Below are 15014 nucleotides of genomic sequence, written 5' to 3' on the forward strand. Positions count from 1 at the left end.
TTTCATGAGAACAAAGGCGAGCGATATATGTTTTTCTGCTTAACTTAGTCATTTGCACCAGACATATGCCGGGCAGCTATGTACCCGAATGTCAAAGCAGGACCAATTGTCACCCCTGCGCCTGGATAGCTCTCTCCCATTGAAGATGCCGCATTGTTCCCAATGGCATACAAGCCTTCAATCGGCTTGCCATTTTTCTTAATGACTTGCGCCTTGTCATTGGTCAAAAGACCGCCATTAGTACCGATATCACCCGGATAGATCGGCATGGCGTAATAGGGCCCTTTCGAGAGCGGACGCAAATTCGGATTAGGTTGGTTTCGCGGGTCACCATACATACGGTCATAAGCAGCTTCACCTCTATTGAAATCAGGATCCACACCTTTTTCTGCATTTTCATTAAAACGCGCCAGCGTGCCAGCCAAAGCAGACGGGTCTATATCGATTTTTTGCGCCAAAGCTTCAATCGTTCTGGCTTTTTTTAAAATCGTTCTGATGCCCTTTTTATGAAACCAGTCCGGTACAATCGGATAAAGCGGTCCCATCGGAAATGTCTGACGATATTTACGGTCAAAAATCATCCAGCTTGGCGAACCATCACCATGCTCTTTATGCCGGCGCGCCATAACCTGCCCAGTAACATGATAAGAAGCGGCTTCATTGAGATAACGTTCACCCTTTTGGTTGACCATGATGCAGCCGGGTAAAGCACGTTCTATCGTTGATAATCTGCCTCTGTCTTCACCAGGCACATAAAACACAGGCGCAGCCCATGTTGACTGCATATTCATCGTATCGGCGTCAATCGCCATGCCAGCCCGAATGCTATCTCCCGTATTAGAGGTAACACCACCCGAATGAGCAGCATTTGGATAAAGTGGAAGGTTCTCTTCCCGCATCTGAGCGTTTTTCTCAAAACCCCCAGCCGCCAGAACAACACCTTTACGCGCTTTAACCCGAATATCCTGACCTTTGTGGTTCACAACTGCACCTTCTACCTTGCCATCCGCCTCAATGAGTTCAACCAGTGGCGACTCGAGCCAAAGCGGTACGTTTTTTTCTTTCAGTGCCATGCGCAAACCACCCGCCAGAGCATTACCCAATGTCAAACGGCGGTCTTTGCGTGATGTCAAACGGAAAGGCAAGTCCAGCCAGTAACGCGCAAGACTTTTAGCCAAACCGATAAACCAACCAGGCTGGCGATAGAGAATGGCGTTGGTCTCATCAAAATGCCAGTTAAGGTAACCGAACAAGCTGGCAGCCGGGCTGGCAAAACGAAGCGTTCTCACATCTTTGCCTAAATCGCGCCCATTTAAAGGTAGGGGCATGTGGGTTCTAAAACCCTCCGGTGACCCGCCCGGATTTTCAGCATGATAGTCTGGATATGGAAATGCTAAATATTCTACTGGGGTATTTTCTACAAGCCATTTCAGCATCGGCGCCGCTTGATCGATATAGGCGCGGATGTTTTCATCCGGCACATTATCTGCAGACAAGCCACGGATATATTTAAAAGCATCATCAAGATTATCATCAAAACCCGCCTGCTTAGCAATATGACTTCCGGGAATCCAAATACCAGCGCCTGATGTAGCAGAACTCCCCCCCCAGAGTGGTGCTTTTTCTATAATTAACACATCATTTCGGTTACTGGCGGCAACAAGAGCATTCAACATACCCCCCGCGCCCGAACCGACAACCAATACATCTACTTCTTTGTCCCATCCCTCAGCCATTGGTCAGCATTCCCTCCATTACCATTCCAAATCGGAACGATATTTTACCATCATCAAAAACGATTAAGATTAAAGCCTGAACGCTAGAAAATAGCAACGTGACAAGTTGAGCCTATTTAGTTTAGCTTATCTTAGAAACCTAAAAATTAACAAACATGTGTATTTTTAGGGGCTTTGATTGAGGTAGTAAATATGCGTTTAGAAATTGATACAAGCGCACCTGTGCTTGTAACTGGGGCAACAGGATTTTTAGCTGGCTGGGTAGTGAAACAACTTGTCGATGCAGGGGCAACGGTTCATGCGACAGTTCGAAACCCAGAGGATGACTCAAAATGTGGTCATCTCAAAACTTTATCTAATACCAGCAAAGGCAAAATCGAATTATTCAAAGCTGATTTGCTGGACGATGGCAGCTATGCAGAGGCTATGAAAAACTGTCGCGTTGTTATTCATACCGCCTCGCCATTTATCACCAACTATAATGATGCACAAAAAGATCTCATAGAACCGGCGGTTCGCGGCACAAAAAATGTGCTCAATACGGCCTGTTCTACATCGAGTGTTGAACGGGTTGTGCTCACAAGTTCCTGCGCTGCTATCTGTGGCGATACGATTGACTGTCAGGATGCACCCGGTGGGATATTGACTGAAGATATTTGGAACACAACTTCATCCGCTTCACACCAGGCCTATTCTTTCTCCAAGGTTAGCGCCGAAAAGGCAGCTTGGGAGATCGCTGAAGCGCAAGACAAATGGCGTTTAGTTGTTATTAATCCCGGCTTCATTATCGGCCCTTCACTTTCTGGCAAATCAACTTCGGCGACCCATGACCTGATTGGCGGCATGGGAGATGGTCGGATGAAATCCGGTGTGCCTGCCATTCAGATCGGTACAGTTGATGTACGCGACGTTGCAGACGCACATATTCGCGGCGCTTTCCTCGACCATGCCAATGGCAGACATATTATTTTCAAAGACATTGTTTCATTTCTCGACCTCGCTTTAATGCTGTCGGACAAATTTGACTCGAGTTACAGCCTGCCCAAAAAAGAATTACCAAAATGGCTTGTATGGCTCATTGGCCCATTGGTGGACAAAACATTCTCACGCAGAATGATTTCCAGAAATTTTGGTCATCAATGGCGCGCTGACAATTCAAAATCCATCACTGCACTTGGTATGAGCTACACATCGCTCCAAAGCTCCATGGAAGAAATGTTCCAGCAAATGATAGATCAAAAACAATTTTAAACTCATGAACAGCCCAAGTCCTCATAACCCGCCCTACCCATCCAGACGATATGCCTGGTTTGTTGTTTTTCTTCTCATCATCGCATCTCTTGTGGCCTTCATGGATCGCCAGATTGTCGCCATCGTTGTTGGCCCCATGCAACGCGACCTTGGCGTCGGAGACACTCAAATTGGTTGGCTATACGGTATCCATGCTTTGTTTTATGCTTTTGCCGCCATTCCAATTGCCAGCCTCGCAGATACGAGAAGCCGTAAACATATTATTGCAATTGGGGTATTTTTCTGGTCGCTCATGACGGTCATTTGCGGATTGACCAAAAATTATACGCAAATATTTCTTGCACGCATTGGTGTAGGGGTTGGTGAGGCAACTCTGACACCGTCAACAACATCACTTATTGGCGATTATTTCCCTCGTGAAGATGTACCGCTTGCAATGAGCATTTTTCAGGCTGGGCCGATCATCGGTACTGGGATTGCCTTTATCGTTGGCGGCTTTGTGCTTCAATTAGTTGAGGGTGCCTCCCCTCTGGTTTTGCCAATAATTGGCGAACTTGCGCCCTGGCAACAGACATTCCTCTATCTCGGCGTGCCGGGGATTTTGCTGGCTTTTGTGATGCTGCTTATTCGCGAACCCGTACGCCGCCCCTCAGAAAGTAAAATCGAAGGAGCGACAAATACCGAGGAACTGATTGCATTTTATAGAGACAATTCAAAAACTATTATTTTCCATCATATCGGCAATCTTTCACTTTTAATGACGGGCTTTGCTTTTGTATTCTGGAGCATAACTTTTTTCGTTCGTGTGCACGACATGGATGCTTCCCATGCCTCACAAATATTTGGGTGGATTTACATTTTCTTCGGCCCACTTGGCCCATTACTCATTGCCTATTTTGCAAAACATCAAAGCAAAAAAGGTCATTATGACGCCAATATGACGGCGGGCATGCTGGGTGGCATCATCACTATCCCAACTATTCTGCTTATTCAAATTGCCCCATCACCCCTTTGGGCATTTATATTTTACGCCCCTGCCCTTGCTGCCGTGAATTCACCCTTTGGCATTGCTGCAGGAGCTTTACCGGTAATTACACCACCACATCTGAGAGCCCGTGTAACTGCGGTATATATGCTTACAGGTGCTATTGGGATGATGTTTGGTCCACCGCTAGCAGGGGCATTTAATGAATTTATTTTCCCAGGCGCGGACGGAGTGCGCTATTCAATGATCACTATGACCTGTTTCTTCGGATTACTTGGGGTTTTATTTTTGCATTTGGGGCGCAAACATTACGCCCTTTCCATGAAAAATGCTGAAGGCAGGGATGGAGCTTAGAGACGTGGCATCCATATTAGATTTTGACTACGTCATTATCGGAGCCGGTACGGCAGGTTGTCTATTGGCTAATCGCTTATCACAAAACCCCGATAACAAAGTTTTGGTTCTTGAGGCGGGTAGTAAAGATAAATATTTGCGCACAAAAATCCCTGTCGGCTATCTCTTCTCCATGGGTAATCCCAAAACTGACTGGTGTTACACGACCGAAAAAGAAGAAGGTCTGAATGGCAGAAGTCTCAACTATCCGCGGGGTCGCGTTCTTGGTGGCAGTTCTGCCATTAACGGTATGATCTATATGCGTGGTCAGGCCAAAAATTACGACCATTGGAAAAGCGAAGGCAATATTGGCTGGGGGTGGGATGATGTCCTCCCTTACTTCAAAAAATCTGAATACTACTTTAAAGGAGCTGATGACTTTCATGGAGAGGGCGGCGCTTGGCGGGTTGAAAAGCAAAGACTTTCTTGGGAAGTCCTGGACTCTTTTGCAAAGGCGTGTGCACAGTCAGGTATTCCGCCAACCGAGGATTTTAATCGCGGCACAAATTTTGGTGTCGGATATTTTGAGGTGAACCAACGCAAAGGTGTTCGTGTCAGCGCCGACTCGGCTTTTTTGAGGCCTATACGGCATCGCAAAAACCTCACCATTATCACCAATGCCAATGTCGAAAAAATCACTTTTGACGGTAAAAAAGCGACAGGGGTCATTTTTCGTGAAAATAAAAAATCTGGTCATTCCCCGCTTCACGCAAAAGCACACCGAGAGGTAATTTTATCCGCCGGTTCCATCAATACACCGAAGCTTCTACAGATCTCAGGCATCGGCCCTCCAGACCTACTTAAGAGTTTTGGGATAGATATTGTGCATCCCCTTCAGGGCGTCGGACAAAACCTTCAAGATCATTTGCAAATCCGTACCGTATTTAAACTCAAAAATGCCAAAACGCTCAACGACACTTATAAAAGCTTGTTCGGTAAAATCGGCATGGGGTTAGAATATCTTTTCAATCGCTCTGGGCCGATATCCATGGCGCCCAGCCAGCTTGGTGTGTTTGCTAAATCAGACCCAAGTCTCGATGATCCGAATTTACAATATCACATTCAGCCTTTGTCATTAGATGCGTTTGGAGAACCACTTCACACATTCAGCGCAATTACGGCCTCAGTTTGTAATCTGCAACCAGACAGCCGTGGCACGGTGACCATCAGGTCACCTCATGCGGATGATAACCCCGTTATTAAACCGAATTATTTGTCCAGCCCGACTGATAAAGATATTGCCGCCAAGTCAATTACTCTGACACGCAATATTTTTGCAACCGAAGCTATGCGCAAATATGAGCCCACAGAATTTTTACCGGGCGCTGAACATCAATCGCCTAAGGCTCTTTCAGAACAAGCCGGTAACATCAGCACCAGCATTTTTCACCCCGTTGGGACGGCGAAAATGGGAACCGGTCAAGACGGTGTTGTCGATCGCGAGTTGAATGTTTACGGAATTCAGAATCTTCGCGTGGTAGATGCGTCCATCATGCCAAAGATCACCTCTGGAAATACAAATTCTCCGACTTTGATGATTGCCGAAAAGGCAGCCGATATGATTTTGCAAAATAGACGGTAAAAATCAGTTTTTTTAGACATATTTTAGGCGCAACCTTTGACTTACGACGGGTCTTAAGGTTTATTAGGTTGAACCCCATTCGGTGAGTCCTGACTGTAAAATTCTGTCTCTAAAAACATTAATCAATGATGCAACAGACGACATGGTTTGAGATAAACCGAAAAAAGAAGTCGTTTTTAAGGAAATGATATGAGCTTGCCTCTCAATAATGCTGCTTCATTACGCAAGCAACTTATGCAGTATTGGCCGATGCGCGAACATGACCCGCACGCCAATGCCGCGAAATTACTCGCCTATCGACTATCTGATGAATTAGCGGCGGGAGATTTAACCCTTCCTCATCTGGAACGCATATTAGCCGATTTATGCAAATCTGCAGCCCGTGAGCGCGGCACAAGATTAGCTCAGCGCGCCGGGCTGGATGATATTGACAATTGGCGACGACAGTTCAAAAAAATCTTGGCAGAAAAAGCCAAATCCGGCTTTACAAATTTCCGAAAATGGGTTGAGAGCGACGCCATCGGTCTGGTAGCAACCGCGCATCCGACCTTTGCCATGACTGATGTTATGACCGCCCATGTGCTTGGCGCGGCAACAGGCAAACCTTCGAGGAAAAAACTCTCTGCAAATGCCATTATTCGTAACGAACCGCCAAGCCTAAGCGATGAGCATGCTGAGGCACAAAAATGCATCAAGACCATGCATCAGGTTGTCGATATTGCCAATGAGATGATATTTGCTCAAGCCTCAAAAAGTTTTCCTAAACAATGGACACAGTTAACACCCCAGCTTGTCACAGTTGCCAGCTGGGTCGGCTATGATTTGGATGGACGTCGCGATATTCAATGGAGCGACACCATTCGCCTTAAACTCGGAGAGAAAGCCACCAAGCTCCAAGATTATTGTGACATGGCGAAAGCCATTACAGAAGGCACAACCAGCCCCCCGAAAGGTCTCGTCGATTTTATCGTCGCGGCTGGAAACGCCATTGAAATTGCCCGTGAGGAACAATTTGCATTTGCGCAAGATTTAAATATTCCCGAAAATCTGATGGCGGCAGCAGAATTGCTCACCACATCACGTGCTGGTCGTTGGGTAGATATCTCGCCCGGACTGGCTTATCTCAATGCTGCCATCCGTCAGACAAAAGACCGCAAAACAAAGCAAGCTTGTTTGGTTCTTCGTGCGCATATGAAACGATGTGGTATGGGAACAGCTCGACTGCATTTACGTGTCAACGCACAACAAGTGTTAACCGCCATTGGCGCGCATGTGCCGATTACCGGAGATGACCGCCTCAACTCTCGCACCTTTTTGCGGCGTGTCAGCAAATTTACAGATAAGGTGAAGCCGATCAAATCCGACTTTGCCATGCTGGATGCTCAAGACAGCACCGTGAACCGCCAGCTTCTCCTCGCCGCGCAAATTCTCAAATCTATTGATCGCGATATGCCAATACGCTTTTTGATTGCCGAATGTGATCAAGCAAGCATTGTGCTGAGTGCTTTGGCGTTGGCGCGATATTATGGTGTTGACGACCAACTCGATATTTCACCCCTTTTTGAAACGCCACATGCCTTACGTAATGGTGGACGCGTGGTCGAGCAGATGCTCGAACAACCTGCCTATCGCAACCATGTGAAAAAACGTGGCGTAATTGCCGTACAAACCGGCTTCTCCGATGCCGGGCGTTTTATGGGACAAATTGCTGCCGTGCTGGCTGTCGAACGGTTACAATCTCATCTCGCCACGGCTATTTCCAAAAGCGGCCTGACAGATATGCGCGCACTCATATTTAACACACATGGCGAGTCTAACGGACGCGGAAGTCACCCCGGCACACTTACACAGCGTATGGATTACATAATGAGCCCGTGGGTGTTTGAGCGTTTCCGCAGTCATAAAATCGCGCTGACCCATGAGTTCAGCTTTCAGGGCGGAGACGGGTTTTTGTGGTTCGGGGATAATCTTCTTGGCGAAGCCTCGTTGATGCAATTACTTTGCGCCCGTTTCAAGCCAACTGAAGACGCGACGAAGGATGAGTTTTATAACGATACTGATTTCGTGTGGGACTTTTACAATGAGGTTATCAACCAGCAGGACAGCCTCTATCATGATGATGATTATCGTTATATCTTGTCGGGCTTTGCGCGTAACTTTCTTATCCCGTCAGGGTCGCGCCCTGAAATTCGTCAGGCCAGTGGACCACTTGCACAATCAACTTTCACCCCAAGGCGTATTCGCGCCATACCGCATAATGCGATTTTGCAGCAATTGGGGATACCGACCAATGTGATTTTCGGCATTGGACGCGCCGGTCGTATTGATCCTAACCGTTTTAATATGATTTTCCGTAACGCGCCACGAGGACGCACCATTATGGATATGGTATTAGGGAGTTGGCAAAACACACAATTGCAGGTGCTTGCCGCCTATGGTGATTTTCAGGATCCCAATTTCTGGATTTCACGCGCCATTGCGCAAGGAAAGAAATCGACACGTTGGCGATATCGTCTCGTCGCGCATCAGCTTTACCAGCGCAACGCTAATCCGAGATTACGGCAATTACTATATCGCCTGCGTGCCGACGGGGATTTACTATCTGGTATCATGGAAACTGACGATAAAGATATTAGCATCAATCTATCGCATGACGCCGATCGCGCCACTCAAAATCAAATTTTATTTCATGGCATTAGGCTAGCAGTTTTAATGCATGCTCAGCTCGTTTGCACCGCATTGCCAATTAACGCCCCTCCAGGCGCAACGCGTGCAGAAATCATGGAGCGTATTTGTAATTTTGATTTGTCCAATGTAATAGCTACGTTGAACGCAACTTATCCGGCACGTGATGAAACTGACTGCAAAAACACTCAGGATACAACAAGAGAAATCGTACAGACATTGACAGCATGTCATCGCCTCATTCATATAACGAGCCAAGGCCTTTCCCAGTCATTTAACGCTTATGGTTAATTTAATTAATCGTTATTTTTTAGAAGCTCGTGTTAATTAATATTTCAGTGATATTTTTTTGCGTGCGAGTTTAGCTGTTTCCACATCAGGAGCAAATATAATGCCCAACCTTCGATTAGGATAAGAGTCTGGCTTCCCAAATAACATTGCTTCAACACCAATAATTTTTTCAATCTCAGCTACTCCATGAACTGAATAATTGTCACTTACTTGACTAGCGTTAATGGTGTGGCACGCGCCATTTCGTAAAATTTTAACTGAAACTATCGGTAAATGCAGAATTGCTCGAGCATGCAAATCAAATTCAGATAAGTCCTGTGTGTAAAGCGTTAATAAGCCTGTATCATGAGGACGCGGACTAAGTTCTGAGAATATTACCTCGTCACCGCGAATAAAAAACTCGACACCAAAAAGACCATATCCACCTAAGTCATCAGTGATATGTTTTGCAATAACTTGCGCCTCTTTCTCAAGCGAACCCATTTCAAATGTACCTTGTTCACTAATTTTGAAATCTCCATCTACTTGTTGATGTTTAATTACTGGACAATAAACAGTTTCGTGGTCTTTTTGGCGGATGGTTAGAAGCGTAATTTCATAATCAAAATCAATAAATTCCTCGATAATTACTTTGGGACGATTACCTCGCATATTATCTACTGCATATTGCCAGGCCGCCTTGGCCGCCGAAGGATCACTTGCAGGAATTGTGGATTGTCCTTTGCCTGAGGAGCTCATCACTGGCTTGACAACAACCTTACACTCCATAGCATCATATATATTCAACATATCATTTAGGTTATCGGCATAACCGTACTTCGCAGTATTTAGACCTATTTCGGTGGCGCGATCACGAATACGATCGCGGTTCATTGTTAAATCAACTGCACGACCAGATGGCACTACAATTCGATCAGCTTCAATATCAAGAAGCACTTGGGTGTTAATGGCTTCAATTTCAGGAACTATTAAATCTGGATCAACGGAGTTAATATGAGAACGCAACAATTCCTCATCTAACATATCGAAGATTAAAGCCTCATCAGCTAACTGCATAGCTGGCGCATTTTCATATTTATCACAGGCAACTACTTTACAACCAAGCCGCTTCAAACTAATCGTGAGCTCTCTCCCCAGCTCGCCCGAACCGAGCAACATGATCTTTCTCATACCTAAATCTTCCCTAAATTTTCTTTAATATCCCTGACAAAATTTACTAAGGAAGCATTTACTTCAGCAGATTTTTCTAACTGCACTAAGTGACCAGCTTTTGAAACCATTTCAACAGCTCGAAGATTAGGAAATTGTTTGCGTAACAAACTTATTGGATCCTCACCATGAAAACCTTTTAAATCAACATCATTTTCACTGCCTAAGAAATATGCTGGAACATTACTTTTAGTGTTTTCAAAAGGCTTTCTCTGCTTCCACTTTAAGTCCATAGAACGATACCAGTTTAGCCCACCTGTAAAACCTGACCTGCGATAAGAGTCTATAAAAACTTGTAATTCTGTTTCATCTAACCAAGACCATGGCAATGAAGGAGCATCATTCAAAGCGTCAATATAATGAGTCTCTTTCGGAAATTGGAAAGTATCAAAGTAATTTCCTTCACCACTAAGCGCCCAAAAAACTTTTGGGAAAAATTCATCTACTCGTTCAAGTAAATCTTTGTCTGCACGCCCAATTGTCTCACAAAAGTAATTAATATGAAGAAAATGATCAGCTCCCATTTCTTGATATTCTTCAAGAGGAGGTTTAGAGGGGTTGTGCGGTGCGGCTGGATTTTCAAGGCCAATAACTGCAACAACTCTTTCAGGGAAACGTAATGCCAAATCATATATCGCAAAAGCACCGAAATCTAGACCCACAAAAACTGCTTTTTCAATTTCTAAGTGATCTAGAAGTCCAATTAAATCTTTGCAAATAGTATTTACATCGTAAGCATCTATTGCATTAGGAGCGCTCGTTTCACCCATTCCACGCATGTCTGGAGCGATAACCTTGCATCCTGCATTAGACAGTGCAGGTATTTGCCTGTGCCAACTAAACCAAGTATGAGGAAATCCGTGACATAAAATTACTGGTAAGAAACCTTTCCTCGGTAAATCGTCCTCAACAAAGTGCATATGCACTCCATTAATATCTACGTAGCTGTGATTGAAAATCATTTAAACATCTCAACCGAATGTTTTAGTACTTATCATGCTTCATAAGGCAAAGATGAATGATGAAGAACAATCTTTAACCTACCATTGTCATCTTTTCGGTAACCCCAACTTTTGTCTACTTTAACTTCATCACCATTATTATTTACTAGTGTCACCCAACCTATCCACATTGCTACATTTTCTTCAATGAAAATTGCTGATGTATCCGAGTCAACTTTTCTCCAATACTTAATTCCAAAACCTGTATCATTCGGAAAATTTGGATTTTCACCAATAAAGTATGAAAGTGCACCTTCTTTACTTGGTCGAAATGTTTTACTTCCCCCACTCAATGTGGGTTTAAAAAGAATGGGTCCAAACTCAAACCCATATAAATTATCGAGAAATTCGTTAGCTACTACTCTGGCTTTATCAATACCTGAGTTTTCATAAGCCTCGGAGATTTTTAATATTCCTAATCCCCAATCATGGCGTGCCTGATCAAGGGTGTCTTCATTAATTGTCATTTTAAGCACTCTATTTTTGAATTAATTATTTTATAAGTATATATGAAATTCTATTTTTTTTAATTTTATCAGATATTCAGACTGAAAAAATAAACAACTTAATATATCAATTTAAATACTAAATTTGGGCGAGATAGGTGAACTACCTCGCCCATATTATTGAATGAGATTTAGAAACTAAAACCTAAAGAAAGTCTGATATCTCTACCTGACTCTGGCACTAGATCTTTAATTGCACTGGTGTGCCGTCTTATTTCTTCATCCGTCGCGTTACGAATTAAAGCTGACACTTTTAACCCATTAATTGATGAAGGAGTCCACTCAGCACCAAAATCAACTTGAGTGAAGCTATCAGTTGGCAATTCATTTAGACCAATATCGTCTTGTTTTGAATTATGAGTAAAATCAACTTTATAGAGTACCTCACCAACTTTGCTAGACAAACCAAGCATCAGTTTTTCGGGAGGTATTCGTGGAAGATTGCTGCCATTATCTAGCTCTCCTTCAATCAAACTATATCTTAGAGAAGTAGATAATTTATACTCAGAGAAATTAACCGAAGTATCATAAGAAAATTCCAAACCAGAGATTTCTGCATCTTGCTGAAGAAAATCGAATTCATCTTCTGATCCAGCTCTTCTTTGAAGATAAATAAAATCTTCATAATCATTTTCAAAAATGGCGAGTCTTAAACTTGAGTCTCCCCATTTTTTTCGTAGATATATTTCGGTACTAAAACTTTTCTCTTTATTTAAGTCTTCATCACCAAACTCATCTCGTTGAGCTGCAACATGTTTTCCACCTGCGAACAATTCAACCTGAGAAGGTGCTCTTTCTGAATGAGATAAAGAACCACCAAACAAAAGTCCACCATTGAATTTTTTGGCCAAACCAACAGATAAGTTGGTTAAATTATGATCAATGGTTCCATGGCTCTCATGGTCTTCGTCTCCGTGATCACCTTCATCATCGTCATCATCGTCATGCTCCTCTCTAAATGCTTCTTGTTCAATAGAGTCATATCTGCCAGCGAGTTCAATTAACCAGCTTTCATTTTCAAGCTGAGAGAGGAAAAATAGGCCAATTTCAGATCTGTCACTTTCAGGCAAATACTGCCCATGACCATGACCATCTCCATCTCCATCTCCATCGCCCTCATCGTGGGACTCAGATATAACTTTTAGGTCCATATCTCTATAATTAGAACCAAAGGTTGTCTGCCAGTTACCAAGATTTGCTGAGGCCTCTAAACGAAAGTTACTTTCGTCTTGTTCATATTGAATGCCAGTCTCAGCACCTTCCATTTCTTCTTGCTCGAATGAAGAATGAGATAAATCAGCACGTATAGAATTGAATAAATTTCCAGACAAATCATGACTTAATCGAGCCTGGAAAGTCCGATGTTCTGAGTCAATTTGAACTGACTCTTCTTCACCATGCTCCTCACCATCATGATCATCTCCATCATGATCATCTCCATCATGATCATCTCCATCATGATCATCTCCATCGTGGTCTTCACCATGACCGTGGGAATGACCAGGCACTCCATAGGTTTTATCATCAGCAGCAATCAAAAATGAAAGAGTGGTTCTATCATTTCCAAAATTACCTCCAAATGAAATACCTTGATTTTCCCCAAAAGTATTTTCAGCATCTTGAGATCTATCAGCTGGTATTTCCTCACCTTCTGATTGAAGCTGAGCCACACTTTCAGCATGAGTAGGAATTCTCATGTTATCAGCATCTTCATAATATGCTGAAAATGCAAAATTACCCATTCTAGTAAACAACGAGGCTGAATTTTCATCAGCCGAGTCACCGTATCCTAATGTCAGTGAGGTTTCATTTTCACCAGATGCCATAAGTTTGTTAAAACTATTAACCACACCTGACGATGAGTAAGGACCATAACGAAGAGAAGCAGGTCCTTTCAACACTTCAATTCTTTCAAGATTATGTATTGGAACGCCGTTAGAGTGATCATCACCAGTGTAAGCTATATCACCTGTGGACATTCCATTATTTAGAACACCAATTCTGAAACCACCAAGGCCACGAATGATTGGCTGCCCAACTGAGGGACCATAACCTGAACTATCTAAGCCAGGCAATTTTGCTAATAATGAACCTAAGGATAAATCTGAAGACGAACTAATTTCATCTTGGTCCAAAATATCTACTGTTGAAATTACTTTATCAATCGATTTTTTATAAGGGTTGCTATATACAACAACCTCATCAATTTCCTGTGCTGACAAACTTGTTCCAAACACAAAAGTTACGAGCAGCGCTACTGCCCATTTAAAAGCTTTCATAAAATTTCTCCTTAAAAAATATTTTTTTTTATTCAAAGGAGAATTGGGGGACCTCTTGGGAGATAAGTTGGAAAGCTATAAGTTAGAAAAAATTGTTGAGTAAGTTGATAAAATTCATCAAAAAAATCAGATGAAGTCGTTTCATTGCTAGTATTTATATTTTTAATTAAATCACAATGAATACAAGTAACTTCATATTCATCAGCTTCAAAATGACCATGAAATTCATGCTCATGAATATGCAATCCCCCAATCAAAAGGGATATTATTGATAGTATTTTTAATGAGTTATAAATTATAGACATCTTACGAACATTGAACAGATAAGATGAATTCTGTCAATATGGTTCTTTATACTTAACTGCCAAAAAAATTATCCTAACTATGAGTGGATTGGCTTGAGCTGAAACCCTCAGAAAAATAACCCTTTAGGCGTTGTTTAGGATTAGAAATAAAGTTGCCACGATTTTCTTCATCATCTCCTTTTGAGCAAGCTTTAATTAAAACATCAATGTATCCAGTAGCTGTCTCCATTCTATTAACATAATCATTCTCTCTAAGAGCGTTATGAGTTTGCTTCAACTTCCAGCAAGGAACATACATAAATAAGTGATGTTCAACATGATAATTTACCCAGTAGGGAGCTAAAAAAATTCGCACTAACCAATTAGCTCTAGTCGAACGTGCATTACGAAACGGGTCATTGTCATCAGGCACTAGCGCATGTTCAGCAATACTGCGGATTCTTATAATCGCCATGTTGTAAGTAAAAAAAGGTATAAGCCAAAGTGTAAGATAAAAGCTCCAATGAAATATTAAGTAGCAAAAAATAAAAATTATAATATTCGCTATAATCTCATATCCTAGTTTTTGCCAGAAATGGTATATTCTATTAATTGGTGATAAATCTTTGCCTCCAATTGCATCTAAAAATTGAGCTTTTCGCTGGTGAAAGGCCGTTTGACCGGTAAGGTCACGAAACATTTTTCTCATAAAACTTTTACGCGTTATAGGAAATGGCTTCGAGAGAACAAGATCAGGATCTTCTTCTTGTTGAGTGTTTCTGTGATGTTTTAAATGATACCGACGATATATT

The 15014-nt window shown here is 42.8% G+C and carries 10 protein-coding genes; 4 read left to right on the forward strand and 6 right to left on the reverse strand.

The features are described from left to right. Nucleotides 1-44: 44 nt before the first annotated feature. On the reverse strand, nucleotides 45-1736 hold the full coding sequence (locus RS24_RS05160; RefSeq protein WP_021777132.1) for an FAD-binding protein: 1692 nt from the start codon (nucleotides 1734-1736) through the stop codon (nucleotides 45-47). Nucleotides 1737-1928: 192 nt separating this feature from the next. Between RS24_RS05160 and RS24_RS05165 the strand changes: the two genes are divergently transcribed. From RS24_RS05165 to RS24_RS05180, 4 genes are all read left to right on the forward strand, one after another. Beyond that, nucleotides 1929-2987 carry an NAD-dependent epimerase/dehydratase family protein gene (locus tag RS24_RS05165; RefSeq protein WP_021777133.1) on the forward strand — a complete coding sequence of 353 codons (1059 nt, stop codon included), beginning with the start codon at nucleotides 1929-1931 and terminating at the stop codon, nucleotides 2985-2987. Between the two features lie 4 nt (nucleotides 2988-2991). Beyond that, complete coding sequence (locus RS24_RS05170; RefSeq protein ID WP_021777134.1) at nucleotides 2992-4326, forward strand: MFS transporter; 1335 nt, start codon at nucleotides 2992-2994, stop codon at nucleotides 4324-4326. Next, nucleotides 4316-5947 carry a GMC family oxidoreductase gene (locus RS24_RS05175; protein WP_021777135.1) on the forward strand — a complete coding sequence of 544 codons (1632 nt, stop codon included), beginning with the start codon at nucleotides 4316-4318 and terminating at the stop codon, nucleotides 5945-5947. The genes RS24_RS05170 and RS24_RS05175 overlap by 11 nt, the downstream gene beginning before the upstream one ends. A gap of 189 nt (nucleotides 5948-6136) precedes the next feature. Next, on the forward strand, nucleotides 6137-8923 hold the full coding sequence (locus RS24_RS05180; RefSeq protein ID WP_021777136.1) for a phosphoenolpyruvate carboxylase: 2787 nt from the start codon (nucleotides 6137-6139) through the stop codon (nucleotides 8921-8923). 36 nt (nucleotides 8924-8959) lie between these two features. Here RS24_RS05180 and purT read toward each other — a convergent pair whose 3' ends face one another. From purT to RS24_RS05210, 5 genes are all read right to left on the reverse strand, one after another. After that, nucleotides 8960-10081 carry a formate-dependent phosphoribosylglycinamide formyltransferase gene (purT, locus tag RS24_RS05185; RefSeq protein WP_021777137.1) on the reverse strand — a complete coding sequence of 374 codons (1122 nt, stop codon included), beginning with the start codon at nucleotides 10079-10081 and terminating at the stop codon, nucleotides 8960-8962. Between the two features lie 14 nt (nucleotides 10082-10095). Further along, nucleotides 10096-11094 (reverse strand): alpha/beta hydrolase, encoded by a 999-nt coding sequence (locus RS24_RS05190; RefSeq protein ID WP_021777138.1) that lies wholly within the window; start codon nucleotides 11092-11094, stop codon nucleotides 10096-10098. A 32-nt stretch (nucleotides 11095-11126) separates the two neighbouring features. Further along, nucleotides 11127-11600, reverse strand: a complete 474-nt coding sequence (locus RS24_RS05195) for a sodiumpantothenate symporter protein (RefSeq protein ID WP_021777139.1) — start codon at nucleotides 11598-11600, stop codon at nucleotides 11127-11129. Nucleotides 11601-11770: 170 nt separating this feature from the next. Next, the gene (locus RS24_RS05200) at nucleotides 11771-13954 is read right to left on the reverse strand and encodes a TonB-dependent receptor (RefSeq protein WP_131443739.1); all 2184 of its coding nucleotides are present in this window, start codon (nucleotides 13952-13954) and stop codon (nucleotides 11771-11773) included. Nucleotides 13955-14296: 342 nt separating this feature from the next. After that, complete coding sequence (locus RS24_RS05210; protein ID WP_108912110.1) at nucleotides 14297-15013, reverse strand: fatty acid desaturase; 717 nt, start codon at nucleotides 15011-15013, stop codon at nucleotides 14297-14299. Nucleotide 15014 lies beyond the last annotated feature (1 nt).

It is taken from the genome of Candidatus Micropelagos thuwalensis (genome assembly GCF_000469155.1).
GTDB classification, from domain to species: domain Bacteria; phylum Pseudomonadota; class Alphaproteobacteria; order RS24; family RS24; genus Micropelagius; species Micropelagius thuwalensis.